Genomic DNA, 16414 nt, shown 5'->3' with positions numbered 1-16414 from the left:
TAACATCGCTTTGAACCAATAGCGCCTCCGACCAGACATTTACCCAGATCGCTCAATGAAAATTCCGGCTCTTCACCTTCAGCGTATCGATATGAAGATCGGGTGTGAACATGTCCCGCGGAACGACCGGCTTTAGCCGATCACGTGAATCCGGCCCACCCCCATGGGCAAACTCGTCGCCTCTCCCGGTCGGCAGCCTGAACTCCGTATCTCGATCGGCAAGGCCAACCAGATCGGCTGAGAGATCGAAGAGTTGCTGGGCGACGAGATGGACCACCTCCCCTTCTCGCTGGATCCGCCCGTTGATCGCCATCATTGAGGATCCCAGTACGATACGCCGACGCTTCTCGAATAGCGACGGCCACACAACGACGTTGGCCGGACCCGTCTCGTCCTCGATGGTGATGAACATCACACCCTTGGCCGATCCCGGCTTCTGCCGCACCAGCACGAGTCCAGCGGTGTAAACCCATCGGCCATCCCGAGCATTCATCGCCTCGGCACAGGTGATGATATTGCGTACCGACAGGCCCTTGCGCAGAAAGGCGACCGGATGCTGGCGCAAAGTCAGCCCGATGTGGCTGTAGTCCTCGATCACGTTGTGGCCGTCGTTCATCTGCCGAAGTGCCACCTCCGGCTCCTGTTGCTCGGCAATTGCTGTTGCCTCACGTTCGGCGGCGGCGGCAAACAGGGGTAACGGCTCGTCGCGCAGCGCCTTGATCGCCCAAAGCGCATCGCGTCGTTCGAGTTTCAGCGATGGCAGAAAGGCGTCGGCCTCCGCGAGTTGAACAAGCGCTTCGGTCGGCACGCTAGACCGGCGCCACATGTCATCGACTGAGGCGAACGGGTTGTTCATGCGCGCTGCAACGATCCGTGCGGCGTCCGCGACAGCCAGCCCTTTCACCTGCCGAAACCCGAGGCGCACAGCATGACGATCGCTGCCTCCAATCCTTTCCAGCGTGCAGTCCCATCGCGAGCGGTTGACGCAGACCGGCCGCACCTCGACGCCATGCTTGATCGCGTCCCCGACGATCTGGGCCGGAGCATAAAATCCCATTGGCTGGCTGTTGAGAAGGGCTGCACAAAAGACGTCGGGGCAATGGCACTTGATGTAGTTCGAAGCGTAGGCAATCAACGCAAAGGAGGCCGCATGACTTTCCGGAAAGCCGTATGAGCCAAAGCCCTCCAACTGCGAAAAGGTCTTTTCGGCGAACTCGGCCGAATATCCGTTCTTGACCATGCCTGACACCAGCTTGTCCTTGAAGCGCGAGACGCCGCCGGTGAACTTGAAGGTCGCCATGGATTTGCGCAGCTGGTCGGCCTCACCACCGGTAAAGCCGGCACAGACCATGGCGACGCGCATCGCTGACTCTTGAAACAGCGGCACGCCAAGTGTCTTGCCGAGCACCGCCTCCAACTCGGGTGTCGGATACTCGACGGGCTCCTTGCCTTCGCGACGACGGAGATAGGGATGCACCATGTCGCCCTGGATTGGGCCCGGCCGCACGATCGCCACCTGAACAACGAGATCGTAGAACGTGCGCGGTTTTAACCGCGGCAGCATCGCCATCTGCGCACGGCTTTCGATCTGGAAGGTGCCGAGCGTGTCAGCCTTGCGGATCATTGCATAGGTCGCCGCATCCTCTTGGCTGATTTTCGAGAGATCAAGATCCTGCCCTTTGTGCTCGCGGATGAGATCAAAAGCCTTGGCCATGCAGGTGAGCATCCCGAGCGCCAAGACATCCACCTTCATGAACTTCAGAGCCTCGACATCGTCCTTGTCCCATTCGATGATCTGCCGGTCTTTCATCGTCGCCGGCTCGATCGGTACAAGATCGTCCAGCCGGTCATGGGTGAGGACAAAGCCGCCGGGGTGCTGGCCGAGATGACGCGGCGCGCCCATCAGCTGCTGTGCCAGTTTCAGGGTGAGCGCTAAGCGCCGGTCGTCCGGGTTGAGATTGAGTTCCCTGATGTTTCGGTCGGGAATTTCTTCCGACCAGGACCACATGCCTGACGACAGCGCCTTGATGACATCTTCAGGCAGGCCAAGCGCCTTGCCGACATCGCGGATTGCGCCCTTGGCCCGGTATCGGGTGACGGTCGCACAAAGTGCCGCCTTCTCCTTGGTATAAGTCTTGTAGATCCACTGGATGACCTCCTCGCGCCGTTCGTGCTCGAAGTCGACATCGATATCCGGCGGCTCGTCGCGTTCCTGGCTGACGAAACGCTCGAAGAGGAGATCATTGGTCGAGGGGTCGATCGATGTGATGCCGAGAATATAGCAGACGGCGCTGTTGGCCGCCGATCCCCTGCCCTGACAGAGAATGCCCTGGCTTCTGGCAAAGCGCACGATCGAAAACACCGTCAGGAAGTACGGCGCGTATTTCATGGTGCGGATGAGATCGAGCTCGTGGCGTACGGTCTTCAACACGTCCGGCGGCAGACCTTCCGGGTACCGGTCCGGCGCACATTCCCAGACATAATGCTCGAGAGACGCCTGGGCGTCCTTGCCCGGAACGATGGCTTCCTCCGGGTACTGGTAGGTCAGCTCCTCAAGCGAGAACTTGCAGCGATGCACGATTTCCAGGGTTCGCGCGAGTGCTTGCGCGTAGCGCGGAAACAGGCGTGCCATTTCCTCCGGTGGCTTGAGGTAGCGGTCGGCGTGGCGTTCGCGCTCGAAACCGACATCGTCGATCGTGGTGTTGTGCCGGATACAGGTAACGATGTCCTGCAATTGCCGCCGGCCCGGCTCATGAAACAGCACATCATTGGTGACGACGGTTCTGACCTTGAACCGAGCCGCCATGTTGGAAATCTCATGCAGCCGCAACTGGTCGTTCGGTCGCCGACGCAGACAGAGAGAGACGTAAGCGCGATCACCAAACAGCTCAGCCATTTTTCGAAGCTGGATCGCGCAAAGATCATCCGGCAGATCCGGCACCAAAATGCCGATCATCCCCTCGGAGTAAGCGACGATATCGTCCCAGTGCAGGATGCAGTTGTTCTTGCCGCCGCGCGATTTGCCCAGCGTGATGAGGCGCGTCAGGCGCGAATAGGCGGATCGGTCCATCGGATAGACCAGCACAGACATCCCATCCGCGAGATCGAGCCGACAGCCGACGACCAGGCGCAGACCCGTGGCGCGAGATGCTTCCAGGGCGCGGACGATCCCGGCCAGCGAATTGCGATCGACGACGCCGAGTGCTTCGATGCCGAGCTGTTTCGCCGTCTCGAACAATTCCTGTGCAGAGGAGGCGCCGCGCAGAAAGGAAAAGTGGGTCGTGACCTGCAGCTCGGCGTAGCTCATGCGAAGATCCCGTGGCAGAACCAGCGATGGGACCCGGTCTCGGGATCCACTCCGTCGCCGGAGCGGAACACCCACAGGCGCTCGCCTGCCTCGTCCTCGATGAGAAAGTAGTCCCGCACCGCCTCCATCTCGGCGTCACGCTGCCACCACTCCCCGAAGATGCGTTCCGGGCCGTCGGCGCGTTTGACCTTACGGCGCTTGCCGCGCCAGACGATGGAAACAGGCGGCCGGTCCGGCATCAGCGCAATCGCCTCGATCAGTTCGGGTCGTGGCAAAAGCCGGACTGGACGGCGCCAATGGCTCACCCAGGCAACAGGGATCGGTTCAGCAACGGGACTGATCCGCCGGACGGAACGTTCCGGCACATCGGATGCAACCGGCGCGACGCGATAGACCCGCTGGCCCCGATTTCCATAGATATCGATGAGCGGTGTCACATCGGTGATGTCATCCTCGACCAGAGCAGAGACTTTCTGCGCCTCCTCCAATGGCTCTACCATGACGGCGACAAGGGTGAGCCTCTCGATCCCGAAACCCGGCTCGATCTTTTCCGTCCGGTCCCGAAACAGTTTCGTCAGCCAGGCAACGTCGCGGGCAGGTTTGGCAGTGCCTGCGCGAATGGCTTGTCTGGTGCCGTCGACCTTCTCGACGATCAGGTCGGCGCGGCGCACCCCAAGGCCGCGCTTCTGAAGCTCATCGACCAGTTGGACGACGAGGCGGCCGACATATTTGTTGATCGTTTCGGCAGCGCCAATTGGTTCAGCGAAGGCTTTCGAGACTTCGACCAGCTCAGGCGTCCGGATTGGCTTGATCGGCTCGGCGATGCGACAGAGCATCTGGTCGAGACGGCGCCCAACCTCCGGCCCAAAGCGCAACGTCAGCGGCGCGCGCGGGGTATTGGCAAGCTCCCCGATCGTCTGAAATCCGAGAATGCGGAGATCGCTGACAATCGTTGCCGGCAGGCGCAGGAGCGATATAGGCAGCTTTTCGACGGCCCGCACTGTCTCACCCGGCGGAATGACAATCGTCTCGCGCTTGATTGCGCGGGCGCAGGCATGGGCTGCACCCCAGCTGTCGGCGACCGCCACGCGGGCAGTCAGCTTCCTGCCCAGAAACTGGTTGGCGATCTTTGTCACCATTGGCAGCTCGCCGCCCTGCAGGTGGTCGGCGCCTTCGGTGTCCATCACGATGCCGTCGATCCCGTCAATCGCGACGATCGGCGAATAGATTGTTAGTGCCCACAGTGTGATGCGTTCGAGGGCTACCCGATCGGCTTCGATATCCGCGTCGACCATCATCAGGCCATGAAACAGCGACTGCGCCTTTGCCGCCGGCATGCCGACATGCACGCCTGCCACCCGGGCAGCCGGGTCGGCAGCCGAAACCCATCGCTTCGACCCGCTTCTTGCGATCACGGCAATTGGCTGTTCAGGCGAAATGGAGGGATCCGCCCGCCGAATACGATCCGTCGGCAGATCCGGAAGATAGATCGAGACGACCCTTGTCATCACACGCCCTCACGAGAAACTCAGCACACTCACCCGCTTTCACGCGCATCAATTCAAGAAACCATTGAGGCCTGCCCACCCCCGGTACCGGCAGCTCTTCCGATGGCATCACACTGACCCGCCATCTGGTTGTTGACGCCGTCGGCTGGCCAAAATCATTCGCCTCGGTCTGCCGTCGCCATCGCCGGACGGCAAGAGCCATCGTCCCGGTTCGCTCGGCGGCTAGCTGCAATCGGCGGGAACTGACCATCGGCAGGCGGACAAGTTCGCCGACGACCGCTCCGAGACCGCCGAACGACAGTCCCTCCTCCATATTGGCCAGAACATCCTCTTCCCTGTCGGACTCGACAAAAATCACCCGGTCGGGATGGAGGCCCACCTGGGCAAGCGCCGGAAAGAATAGATCCGGTCGGGTCAAACACCAAACGACGGGGCCTTTGGTTCGCGCGGCAATGCCGGCCACACAGAGTGCCGCCGCCGCGCCATCAACAGTACCGGAACCGCCGCCCGCGAACTCATGCAGCGCTCCATGGGCGAGACCACCGCCCGGCAGGACCGCATCGATCTCCGACAGACCGAAGGGCAGACAGCCGGCACGTCTGGCCTGCGCACCCTCCATTGATGCGATGCGCTCGCGCAGATTGGCGATCACATCGGAAACCTCCTCAGGGGCCCTCGTGGCACGGGCAGCATTCATCGTTCACGGCTCCCTTCAAGGTCGCGTTGGCGGGATCGACATCATGTCGGGCGGGCGATATGTTCACTATCTGTTCTTGTGCCAGCAAAGAGTCAAGACACATTGAGCGTAGGAATATTCGCCTAGCATTAGCGATCTTGAAGATTGCGAACGGAATCAATCGCGTAAGGCCGAAAAGAATTTTTGGCGCAGTTTCCGGGCGTTTGGGCCCTGCCGGTGGATAGCGGGGAAAGAAGTCAGTTCGTCGCAATGTTCTTAAGCTTTTTGTGCTGCACTTCAGCCATGACAAAGCCTCCCAGGTCAAACCCACCTAGAACAAAGCCGCTTCTTCGTGACGGCGAAGCTCCGATCCGCTCGAAGCCACGCAGGAAACGCAATCCGGCACAGCCACAGCTGCTTTTCGATCCCATGCCCGATCGGGTTGAGCCAGCGCTGGCTGAGCTGAAGGCACATCCGCCAAAAGGTGATCAGTGGAGCTGGGAGCTGAAATGGGACGGCTATCGCCTGGCGGTCCATATCGAGCCGCAAGGTGTGCGCATCCTTACACGTGGTGGCCATGATTGGACGCATCGCTTTCCTGATATAGCAGAGGCCGCTCGGGCGCTCGGGCCGGCGACGATGATCATCGATGGCGAGGCGGTGGTGCTTGACCAAGAAGGGCGACCGGATTTTGAGCTGCTGCAGCAATCGCTCGGCGCTTCTGGAAAGGCCGCTGGCAACCGCGCCTCGGACGCCATTCTCTACGCCTTCGATCTAATTTATCTCGACGGCCATGATCTGCGCGGGATCGAATACCGCTCGCGCCGGCATCTTCTTGAGGATACGCTCACCGAGAAAGATGGCGCCATCCGTCTTTCGGAGACGTTCGACGCGGATCCCGCTGTCCTGCTTGAGAACGTTTGCCGCCTTGGTCTCGAAGGCATCGTCGGCAAGAACCTCGATCAGCCCTATCGCTCCGGCCGCACCGGCGACTGGGTGAAGGTCAAATGCGTTGAGAGCGAAGCCTTCATGATCGTCGGCTATGAGCCATCCACGGCGTCGCTTGGCGGCTTCGGGTCTCTCGTGCTTGCCGCCTACCGCGACCATGATCTTGTTCATGTTGGGAGCGTCGGCACGGGCTTCAAGCAAGCCGAGATGGATAGGCTGCGCAAGACGCTCGACAATCTGCGCTGGAAGCAAAAGCAGCCACCTGTGTCCTTCGCCGGGAAAGCTGACATCGTCTGGGTCGCGCCGACCTTGATCGCCGAGATCGAGTTTCGGGCCTGGACCGGAGACGGCAAACTGCGGCATCCATCCTACAAGGGCTTGCGGGAACGTCAGGACAATGCCGACGTCTTCACGCTCGACTAGCGAAATCGGTATCGTCCGTTAGATTGTCTTCCACGACCTTGCGAACGTGGATGGCGTTGGATGTGCAATCTCTACCGGATGGAAGACAAGGACTGGGTCGCGAAGTGGGCCCAGGATGCCGAAAGCCTGATCAATCTGATGCCGGCCTATCAGATGAACCCCGACCAGATGGGGCCGGTCGTCCGCAACACGGCTGACGGAAGAAAGCAGCTCGTGCATGCGCGCTGGGGCCTGCCATCGCCGATTTTCGTGCAAAAGAAGGCTGCGGAAGCTCGGGCGGAGAAACTGAGAGCCAAGGGTCAGGCAGTCGAAATGGACGAGCTCATCCGCATGGAACCGGACCGGGGCGTGACCAATGTCCGCAAGCTTAACCTTCCCCACTGGACACGATGGTTTGGCATCGAGCATCGATGCCTGGTCCCGGTCACAAGCTTTGCCGAACCGGATCCGGCAAGCCAGGAAACCGGCGGCAAGGTACCCAATACCTGGTTTGCCCGCGATGAGGCGAAATCGCTGATGTTCTTTGCGGGCATTCATGTGCCGCAGTGGAAAAGCGTGCGGAAGGTCAGGGACGGCCTGACCACTGACGACCTCTATGGGTTTCTCACCACGGATCCCAACGATCTCGTCAAGCCCATCCACGAGAAGGCCATGCCGGTACTGTTGCTGACAAAGGAAGAAACCGACATCTGGATGCGGGCGCCTTGGGACGAGGCAAAGCACCTCGCTCGACCACTACAGAATGATGCGCTCATCATTTCTTCACGCGAACCATACGGATCTACGATCGTGTCGAAATCCGGAGAGCCGGTGGAACAGGGTAGTCTGCTTTGACGCCTGATCTCAGACCACGAATCTGTCGTAAAACGAAAAAGCCTGCAGCGGGAGGAGGTGCGGCAGGCTTTTCGAAAGAATTGAACAACGGCTGGGAGGAGGAGTGCCGCTGTTCCGTCAGACGTCCCTTGGGAGGAGGGGTGGGTCGCCTGAAACACGAAGCCCTGCGGGAGGAGGTGCATTGCTTCGATGCCCTGAGGATACCAGAGGCTTCTTTGATCGCCAGCATTCAGATCGCAATGCAGCCATGCGTATGCTGCATTGCAACATAAATCTTTTGCTTATTTTTCGGCCACTATGATGAAGGCACAGCTTTCTGCGTACTCGGCTCAAAGCCGAGAACGAACTCGATCACCTTGGTGGATGACATTTCGCACGGCTTCAGCAGCGAGCCTGATGCAGCCAATCGATAGAAGTTGAAGCTGATGATATCTGTTCCGCCAAGCTCCTCGCCATAGAGCCAAGTCCGCTTTCCGTCCTCCGACCGCTTGACGGTCACGCCCCATGCTCGACCACCGAAATTCCCGTGAATATAGCCGTCAGATAGTCTGGCAAGCGCGGCTTCAAATGAGGCAGAAACAGCAGACGCTTCTTTGCTGGAGGTCAGGGCGCCAGGCATTCGTCACAAATCCCACAGCCATCGTCATCCATGCTCGATGCCGGGCGCAACTTTCGACAGCAGGGACAGATTGCTGCGTCCGGAGTGCAGGTGTCTTCCCGTTCCGGCGGAAGAATTTCGATGCACACCTTCGACACCATATCGGCCGCGCTTTGATCCATGGCGATGCTCCAATTCAGGCCCATACCAGAGATAGTGAGCATCGACGCCTGCACAAGCCGGCAGGTTGCTGCCAGGAGCGTGCCGATCCCAGCCATATCGTCGAGCGACCTTCTTGACGATCTCCTTGCGACCTTGTTCATTCCTGTCATGTTCAAGCCCGCAAACGCCGTGCAGATCAAAGTTTCCATCGACGAGATCCAGCCGCAAGTCTGGCGTCGGTTAGTCCTGCCCATCGACTGGAATCTTCAGCACCTGCATCTCGGAATTCAGGCTGCCTTCAACTGGTGGAACTATCATCTCTACGAGTTTCGGATTGGTGGTCTACGCTATGGTGATATCGAGGTCCTCACAGAGGACGCGACCGACGACGATCCTCGCGTCTTCGATCAGACAGAGGTTCGCTTGCTGGACTTTGAAGAAGGTTCTGTCTTCAGCTATAACTATGATTTCGGGGATGGCTGGCGGCACACCGTTGCGGTCGAGGAATTCCTGACACTCGCGCCTTCGCCAAAACAGGGAAGCTGCATTGCTGGCGAAAGGGCGCGGCCACCCGAAGATGTTGGCGGCGTTTCCGGCTATGAGCGCTTCCTGGAGATCATCGCCGACAAGGAAGATCCGGAATATACTGAAACTATCCGGTGGTGCGGCGGCTACTTCGATCCGGAATGGCTCGATCTTGCGGTGGTGGACAAGGATCTCCGCAACGCTTTGCGCTCGTCAAACGGCGCCTGTACCAACCAAAACCCAAACCCATGTCCACGAAATGAATTGGATGAGGTTCAAGATAGACGCCTTGAAGGGATATGAACCAACGACCCGCCAGAATTTCGGATGCAAGGCGGTAAATAAATCAGCCAGATCAAGCATCTGGTCTGCTATGGGCTGTCCGGAAGGGGACCGCAACCTGTCAGGCCGTTTGTTGGAGTGCAGCGGGTAAAGCAAACGTTCCGCGTTGAGAGCGGCTCGCTCACGCTCCTCAGGGGCCATTTGCGACAACCCTCGATGCTGCGCTAGAGCTTCGCCGAAGCGACCATTCGCATACTTGCTCGCTTTATGATCTTCAGTCGGGCATCAGGAAATAGAATTCCTAGGTGCAAACGGACAACCGGCGCGATAGGTAATGAAGAACAAGACCGTTTATGAGTTCCTGGCCCCATGTCCGATATTTCCAATCTAATCCTGTCCCTGACACCCGAAGATGGCTCCACCATTGGCAACGGGGCGATGCTTGCGCTGCTGCGCGAGCACATGCCGGACCTTGCCGAAGACGACTACATCGCCGCGCGCGATGCGCTGATCGATGAGGGCGTGCTGGGGAGTGGCCAGGGACGTGGCGGGTCGATCTTCCGTGTCACGGATGAACCGGACGATGATAAAGACGACCTAGACGAGGATGAGAGTGACGAGGACGACCAGTTCGAACTGATCCACACCGAAGAGGCCGCCTCGCGTCAGCGAAGGGCCAAGGCCGGGAAGAAGGTCGCGCGCAGGGCGGACGGGCTCGTGGAGGTGCTGTCCTACCGCCACGGCGAGACGCGGGTGAACAACCCCGAGGTCGGGATGGTCCATGCCGGTACAGATCCAGATGGCGACAAGACGGTCTGGGCCTATGACCCGCATCTCGACCCGGTGCTGAATTTTGACTCTGCGCGCGCGGGAATCGAGAAGCTGATCGACGACGCGCTGGCCAGCGAAGATCCCGAGCGGATGGAGGACGCGCTGCGGGAACTGAAGCGGCTGCAGGCGCCCTATTTGAACTGGACTGGCAAGGCAGAGCGATTGAGCTTCGAGGTCGATACCGTCTCGCTCCATGTCCATGAACGGGTGGACCCGGCGACGATCCTCGCCAATGCGGCGAAGCGGCTGAAGGGCAAGGATGCGCCGACCCAGTGGCGGCAGCCGGACCTGTTCGCCGCACCGTTCGAGAACCTGCCGCTGCGCCAAGCACTGGATTTCTATCACCATGAAAAGGGCTGGTCGAACCGGCTGGTGGCGGGCGACAGCCTTCTGGTCATGAACTCGCTTCTGGCCAAGGAGAGCATGCGCGGCAAGGTGCAGATGATCTACATCGATCCGCCCTATGGCATCAAATACGGATCAAACTTCCAGCCCTTCACGAACAAAAGAAAGCTGTCAGACTCGGATAAAGATGAGGACCTCAACCAAGAACCCGAGATGATCAAGGCCTTTCGGGACACGTGGGAACTCGGCATCCATTCATACCTCACCTATTTGCGTGACCGCTTAATATTGGCAAGAGAGCTGCTGAACGATAGTGGAGCAGTCTTCGTGCAGATATCTGATGAGAATGTACATTTGGTCAGGGGAGTGCTTGACGAAATATTCGGCGTTACAAATTTTGTCTCGCAGATATCATTCTCGAAAACAGGATCTGTGACTGGCAGCCACCTCGGAAAGGTTTGCGACATCCTGTTGTTTTACGCGAAGAACAAAGATCGCCTGAAGTACCGAACTCTCTATGAAAAAAAGCCGGATATGGATGGCGACTATTCTGAAGACCCGCTGAAATCGGATGGCTTCAGAAGTACGACCACCTGCCCATACAATTTCATGGGAAAGAGCTGGCCGTGCGGCGCGAATGAACATTGGAAGGTGCCGATCGAAGGACTTGATCGCGCGGCTAAAGCTGGGCGGATAGTTCCGAAAACTACGTCGCTTCGTTTGAAGAAATTTGCGACTGATTTCGAATACAAGGTGTTTCACTCAGTTTGGCTTGGGTTTGGTGGCGCATCCAACATGCAATACGTCGTCGAAACCAACACCCGCATTGTAGAGCGCTGCATATTGATGACGACAGATCCAGGTGATCTAGTGTTAGATATTACCTGCGGCTCCGGAACTACGGCGTTTACAGCTGAAAAATGGGGGCGCCGCTGGATCACTTGCGATACCTCACGTATTGCCATCACGCTCGCAAAGCAGCGGCTGATGACTGCCAGCTTTGACTACTACATTCTAAAATACCCGCACGAAGGATTGAAGGGCGGATTTGATCATGAAACTGCAAAGCGCATTAGCCTGGGGTCGATTGGCAGCAATACGGATATCGACAAGATATTTGATGAAGACCATCCCAAAATCGCCGCGGCGCTGGCCGATCTGATCAGTGCGCTGGCCGCCACTCCACCAAAGCCACTCAAGCCCAGCCAAGGCGTGCGCAAGGGTGAGCCAGTAGACTTCGCCAAAGGTGACACCCTGCACGAATGGGAAGTGCCGTTAGACTGGCCCGACGCATGGCCCGATACAGCCCGTGCGCCCTTCGAAAGCTTCCACAAAGCCCGGCAGGCGATGCTGCGCCGCATGGACCAGAGCATAAGTGACCACGCCGAGCAGGAAACGCTTTACGACAAGCCGCGCATCGACAAATCCAAATTGCGCATCTGCGGGCCATTCTCAGTCGAGGCGGTGCCGGCGCCTACCGTCCTGTCGCTGGACGACAGCTTGCCCCCACAAGAGGCCGACGAAACCGTCGCCCGCTCCGGCGAGACGTCGCGCCAAGCGCTCTGGCGCGACGAACTGCTGAAGACCGGCGTGCGTGGCAAGGGCGGCGCCATGCTCCGCTTCGCCGAATTCGAGACGCTGCCGGGGCTGAAACACATACACGCCAGCGGATTGCTGGCCGAGACGGGCGAACGCGTCGTCGTCAGCTTCGGCCCCGAGCACGCGGCGCTGGAGCAGCGGCAGGTGGAACTGGCGCTGACCGAAGCCGAGACCCTGCGCCCGTCGCCGAAATTCATCCTATTCTGCGCCTTCACCTTTGACCCTGAGGCTGCGAAAGACATCGCCGAGGTGAACTGGCCGGGCGTAACGCTGCTCAAGGCGCAGATGAACACCGACCTTTTGACCGAAGACTTGAAGAAGGGCCGCAGTTCCAACCAGTCCTTCTGGCTGATGGGCCAGCCCGATGTGGACCTGCGCAAGCGCAAGGACGGGCTGTGGGAGGTTCAGGTCAACGGTTTCGACTATTTCGATCCGCGCAAGGGCGATCTGGTCTCGGGCGGCACCAAGCAGATCGCCATGTGGTCGCTTGACGTGGATTACGACAACCGATCCTTGATGCCGCATCAGGTGTTCTTCCCGATAGCGGATGCGAAGGGCGGCTGGAACCGCCTGCGCAAAACCGTGAGGGCAGAGCTGGACGAAGACCTGCTGGAGCAGTTCCACGGCACCGTCTCGCTGCCCTTCGAAGCGGGCGAGAACCGACGCATCGCGGTCAAGATCGTGGACGACCGCGGGATCGAGTCGCTCAAGATCATGTCGCTGGAGGGATAAGCCCATGTCCCTCATCATCAATTCGCCCTTCGTTTGCCCGGCGCAGCATTGGGTCGAGGCCAAGGGCGGCAAGCTGGAGATCAAGCCCGAGCGGCGGCCGGCAAGCTACGAGGTCTTTGACGCGCGCAACAACACCAAACGCACAGAGGTGCTGGATCTGGTGAACACGATCCGCATCCGCGTGGATCAGTGGCGCGAAGACGGCTGGCCCGGCGTGACCATCGTCACCCGCAAGCTGTTGGAGCACTGGCACGACCACGAAGCGCGACAGCATCCGTTCTATTTCTGCCAGCTTGAGGCCATCGAGACGCTGATCTGGTGGGTCGAGGGTGCGGCAGGCTACAAGCAGGGCATCGCGATCCCCGGCGATGGCGGAGTATGGGAGCGTCTCTGCAACAAGATGGCGACGGGCGCGGGAAAGACCACGGTGATGGCGATGATCATCACCTGGCAGGTGCTGAACGCGCTGACCTATCCGAAGCGGAACAAGGATTTCAGCCGTGCGGTGTTCATCGTGGCGCCCGGCCTAACCGTGAAGGAACGGCTGCAGGTGCTATTGCCCAGCGAGGGCAGCTATTACGACGAGTTCAACCTGTGCCCGTCCGAGGCCCTGCGCCAGAAACTGAACCAGGCGGAGGTGATGATCGAGAACTGGCACACGCTAATGCCGCTGAAGGAAGCGGACCGCTCGGTGGTGAAGAAGGGGCGCGAATCCGACGAAGCCTTCACACGGCGCGTGCTGGGCAAGCTGGCGGCGCACAAGGACATCATCGTCATCAACGACGAGGCACACCACGCCTATCGCAAGCCGCCCGAGGTGAAGATCAGCAAGAAGCATGCCGAGGAGCATGGCATCGACCTCGACGAGGCAACGCGCTGGATCGAGGGGCTCGACCGCATCCACAAGACCCGGCGCATCCAGCGCTGCTTCGACCTGTCGGCAACGCCCTTCGCGCCGACGGGTAAGAAGAGCACCGATACTGCGCTGTTCGACTGGATCATCTCGGATTTCGGCCTAAACGACGCGATCGAGGCCGGGCTGGTGAAGACCCCGCGCGTGGTGGTCAGGGACGATGCGGTTCCGGATGCTAAGACGCTGCGCTCGAAACTCTACCACATTTACCGCGACCCGACCGTTTCCGAAGATCTGAACCGCAAGGCCGAAGCGCATGAAGCGCTGCCGAAGCTGGTCCAGGACGCCTATACGCTGCTCGGCGCCGACTGGCGGGAAACTCGGGCGCAATGGCAGGAGGCCGGGCATCATTCCCCGCCGGTCATGCTGACGGTCTGCAACCGCACCGAAACCGCAGCCCGCATCGAGACCTATTTCAACAAGGGCGATGCGCACTGGCCGGAATTGCACGCACCGACCCGAACGCTCCGGGTCGATTCCAAGGTGCTGGAGAAGGCTGAGATCGGCGAGACCGCGACCTCCGACAAGGATTACGAGGCGCGGCTGAAGGCAATCATCGACGCTGCGACCATCCCCGAGACCCGCCGCCAGCAGTTCCGCGCCCTGAAGAAGGAAGAACTGCTGCGTGAGATCGTGGACAACGTCGGAAAGCGGGATGGGGCCGGACAGGATCTGCAGAACGTCATATCGGTTGCGATGCTGTCGGAGGGATGGGACGCCAAGAACGTCACGCACATCATGGGTCTCCGGGCCTTCACCTCGCAGCTGCTCTGCGAACAGGTCGTCGGGCGCGGATTGCGTCGGGTGTCCTATGACACGGACGAGAATGGCCTGTTCCTGCCCGAATACGTCAACGTTTTCGGTGTGCCGCTTTCCATTTCGGAAACAGGCGAAGGCGGGGAAGCTCCACCGCCTCCGAAACCGACCACTCAGATCGAAGTCCTGCCCGAGCGGGCCCACCTGGAACTTCGCTGGCCGAACGTGCTGCGGGTTGAAACGGTCGTGAGACCACAACTTGCCATGGACTGGGGCAAGGTAACACCGCTCGTGCTCGACCCTGCCAGCACGCCAATCAGCGCGGAATTGGCCCCCGCGCTCGGCGGCGCGACCGACATGGGCAAGGTGACAGCCATCGACCTCGAGAAACTGCCTGACGGCTTTCGTCTGCAACGTCTCGTCTTTCAGGCAGCACGGAAGGCCTTCGCCGAACTCAGCCACGGTTTTTCGGGTAACTACGAGTATCTCGCAGCGCAGCTGGTCAAGATCGTTGAGGCGTTCCTCAACTCCGACCGCCTCGACATCCCGTCGCTGTTCCACTCCGACCCGCTTCGGCGGCGGATTCTGATCGCACTCAACATCGACCTCGTCGTTCAGCATGTGCTGAGCAACGTGACAGAGCAGAACACGGAACGTCTGACGCCGGTGTTCGACGAGGAAAACCCGATCGGCGCCACCGGCCAGATGCGGACCTGGTACACCACCAAGCCGTGCTTTCCGACAACCAAGTCGCATATCAGCCACCTGGTTGGGGATTCATCCTGGGAGGGACATGCAGCGAACATCTTCGAGAAGCGCGACGACGTCATCGCTTATGCCAAGAACGATCATCTCGGCTTCCAGATCTACTACATGTGGGCGGGTTCGCGGCGACGCTATGTTCCGGACTTCCTTGTGCGCCTCACAGGTGGGACGATGCTGGCGCTGGAAGTCAAGGGCACTGACAGCCCTCAGGACAAGGCAAAAAGGCTCGCGCTCGACGAGTGGATCGGGGCAATCAATGCTTCAGGTGGCTTCGGTCGCTGGGATTGGGACGTAGCGTTCGCGCCCCATCAGATTGAGGACATTATCCGTAGGACAGCGGGCCATCGGTTTGCCGCACATTCCCTAGTCAGGCTGCGGCGTGCTTTCACGGCCGCGAGAATCGATATTCCCGCAGGCACAGAAGGAGTCATCGTCGATAGCTATCCGTCGCGAGATGCATACGAGGTTGAGGTTTCGCTTGCCCCGGCTTTGACAGTAACGGTCTTCGGGAGTGATCTGGAGCCGATCGATGCATGACACCCCGCCTTGGCAGCCATTGGGCGAGCAATCGTGGATTGAGAACCCCCAAGACCTTCGCATTGCCGACAATAAGGTCGCTGACTACCTTCTCAACAACAACCATTCAATAGGAGCAGCGAAGGCCAAATTTTTTGAAGGCGTTGGCCACAAACGTGAAGACATTGAGTCATTTAAGGAAACGATGCGAGAGCACGCTGCTTGCAATCCTGTCGCTTCAGTAGAGAAACATGCCTTCGGAATGAAGCTAGTCGTTGACTGCTTTGTCGGGATGCCGAATGGCCGCAGTTATTGCATTAGGACGGTTTGGAATGATCACGGAGACGGCCTACCACCTATTTTGATTACCGCGCATCCAATCGATTTAGCCTAAGCAGGCGCTATTTCGGGACGAGGAATCAAACCAACATCCACGCTGGGTGACTCGAATGAGTGCGCAATGGAGACCAATGACTAGGCGGGACCTCAAGGGTTCCATCTGGCTGAACAAACTGCCATTCACTGACGGAAGCATACGGGCGTAATGAACCTATAGAAACAGACAGAGATTACTGAAACGAACGGCTGATCTTGGAATTGGAGACCAGGCACCCTTTGGGCCCGGAGACGGACCAACCGGTCTTGGCGTGACGGTCGAGATCTGCAGATCTCGATAGAGATGCGGCCTGTAATC

10 protein-coding genes are annotated in these 16414 nt (G+C 59.3%); 6 read left to right on the top strand and 4 right to left on the bottom strand.

The window, feature by feature from the left end; all coding sequences use genetic code 11:
* Window positions 1–52: 52 nt before the first annotated feature.
* The 3 genes from QWJ46_RS26725 to QWJ46_RS26715 are packed head-to-tail and all read right to left on the bottom strand — an operon-like array spanning window position 53 to window position 5512.
* Entirely contained in the window at window positions 53–3307 is a 3255-nt protein-coding gene (locus QWJ46_RS26725; RefSeq protein ID WP_004680467.1) for an error-prone DNA polymerase, read from the bottom strand.
* Window positions 3304–4815, bottom strand: a complete 1512-nt coding sequence (locus tag QWJ46_RS26720) for a DNA polymerase Y family protein (protein WP_004680468.1) — start codon at window positions 4813–4815, stop codon at window positions 3304–3306. The genes QWJ46_RS26725 and QWJ46_RS26720 overlap by 4 nt, the downstream gene beginning before the upstream one ends.
* Complete coding sequence (locus QWJ46_RS26715) at window positions 4736–5512, bottom strand: ImuA family protein (RefSeq protein WP_004680469.1); 777 nt, start codon at window positions 5510–5512, stop codon at window positions 4736–4738. The genes QWJ46_RS26720 and QWJ46_RS26715 overlap by 80 nt, the downstream gene beginning before the upstream one ends.
* A 282-nt stretch (window positions 5513–5794) precedes the next feature.
* Between QWJ46_RS26715 and ligD the strand changes: the two genes are divergently transcribed.
* Together ligD and QWJ46_RS26705 are read left to right on the top strand one after the other, a co-directional pair.
* The gene (gene ligD / locus QWJ46_RS26710; protein ID WP_018247130.1) at window positions 5795–6862 is read left to right on the top strand and encodes a non-homologous end-joining DNA ligase; all 1068 of its coding nucleotides are present in this window, start codon (window positions 5795–5797) and stop codon (window positions 6860–6862) included.
* A gap of 60 nt (window positions 6863–6922) precedes the next feature.
* A complete protein-coding gene (locus QWJ46_RS26705) occupies window positions 6923–7696 on the top strand; it encodes an SOS response-associated peptidase family protein (protein ID WP_010031308.1) in 774 nt (257 codons plus the stop codon).
* 295 nt (window positions 7697–7991) lie between these two features.
* Here the strand turns inward: QWJ46_RS26705 and QWJ46_RS26700 are convergent, their stop codons facing one another.
* Window positions 7992–8315 (bottom strand): hypothetical protein, encoded by a 324-nt coding sequence (locus tag QWJ46_RS26700; RefSeq protein ID WP_004680472.1) that lies wholly within the window; start codon window positions 8313–8315, stop codon window positions 7992–7994.
* 195 nt (window positions 8316–8510) lie between these two features.
* On the opposite strand from QWJ46_RS26700, the gene QWJ46_RS26695 reads away from it, so the two are divergent.
* From QWJ46_RS26695 to QWJ46_RS26680, 4 genes are all read left to right on the top strand, one after another.
* Complete coding sequence (locus tag QWJ46_RS26695; protein ID WP_244414447.1) at window positions 8511–9284, top strand: plasmid pRiA4b ORF-3 family protein; 774 nt, start codon at window positions 8511–8513, stop codon at window positions 9282–9284.
* Window positions 9285–9632: 348 nt separating this feature from the next.
* On the top strand, window positions 9633–12770 hold the full coding sequence (locus QWJ46_RS26690; RefSeq protein WP_004680475.1) for a site-specific DNA-methyltransferase: 3138 nt from the start codon (window positions 9633–9635) through the stop codon (window positions 12768–12770).
* A gap of 4 nt (window positions 12771–12774) precedes the next feature.
* Window positions 12775–15741, top strand: coding sequence for a BPTD_3080 family restriction endonuclease (locus QWJ46_RS26685; RefSeq protein ID WP_004680476.1), 2967 nt, complete (start codon window positions 12775–12777; stop codon window positions 15739–15741).
* Complete coding sequence (locus QWJ46_RS26680) at window positions 15734–16114, top strand: DUF6883 domain-containing protein (protein WP_004680477.1); 381 nt, start codon at window positions 15734–15736, stop codon at window positions 16112–16114. The genes QWJ46_RS26685 and QWJ46_RS26680 overlap by 8 nt, the downstream gene beginning before the upstream one ends.
* Window positions 16115–16414 lie beyond the last annotated feature (300 nt).

It is taken from the genome of Rhizobium sp. CBN3 (genome assembly GCF_030518245.1).
In the GTDB taxonomy this organism is placed as follows: Bacteria; Pseudomonadota; Alphaproteobacteria; order Rhizobiales; family Rhizobiaceae; genus Rhizobium; species Rhizobium aethiopicum_A.
Note: the sequence above shows the minus strand (reverse complement) of the source record. Positions and strands in the feature narration are given on the sequence as shown.

Bases quoted from the DNA above. Each gene is read 5' to 3' on its own strand.
- QWJ46_RS26725 (WP_004680467.1), bottom strand. From the start codon at position 3,307: ATGAGCTACGCCGAGCTGCAGGTCACGACCCACTTTTCCTTTCTGCGC.
- QWJ46_RS26720 (WP_004680468.1), bottom strand. From the start codon at position 4,815: ATGACAAGGGTCGTCTCGATCTATCTTCCGGATCTGCCGACGGATCGT.
- QWJ46_RS26715 (WP_004680469.1), bottom strand. From the start codon at position 5,512: ATGAATGCTGCCCGTGCCACGAGGGCCCCTGAGGAGGTTTCCGATGTG.
- ligD (WP_018247130.1), top strand. From the start codon at position 5,795: ATGACAAAGCCTCCCAGGTCAAACCCACCTAGAACAAAGCCGCTTCTT.
- QWJ46_RS26705 (WP_010031308.1), top strand. From the start codon at position 6,923: ATGTGCAATCTCTACCGGATGGAAGACAAGGACTGGGTCGCGAAGTGG.
- QWJ46_RS26700 (WP_004680472.1), bottom strand. From the start codon at position 8,315: ATGCCTGGCGCCCTGACCTCCAGCAAAGAAGCGTCTGCTGTTTCTGCC.
- QWJ46_RS26690 (WP_004680475.1), top strand. From the start codon at position 9,633: ATGTCCGATATTTCCAATCTAATCCTGTCCCTGACACCCGAAGATGGC.
- QWJ46_RS26685 (WP_004680476.1), top strand. From the start codon at position 12,775: ATGTCCCTCATCATCAATTCGCCCTTCGTTTGCCCGGCGCAGCATTGG.
- QWJ46_RS26680 (WP_004680477.1), top strand. From the start codon at position 15,734: ATGCATGACACCCCGCCTTGGCAGCCATTGGGCGAGCAATCGTGGATT.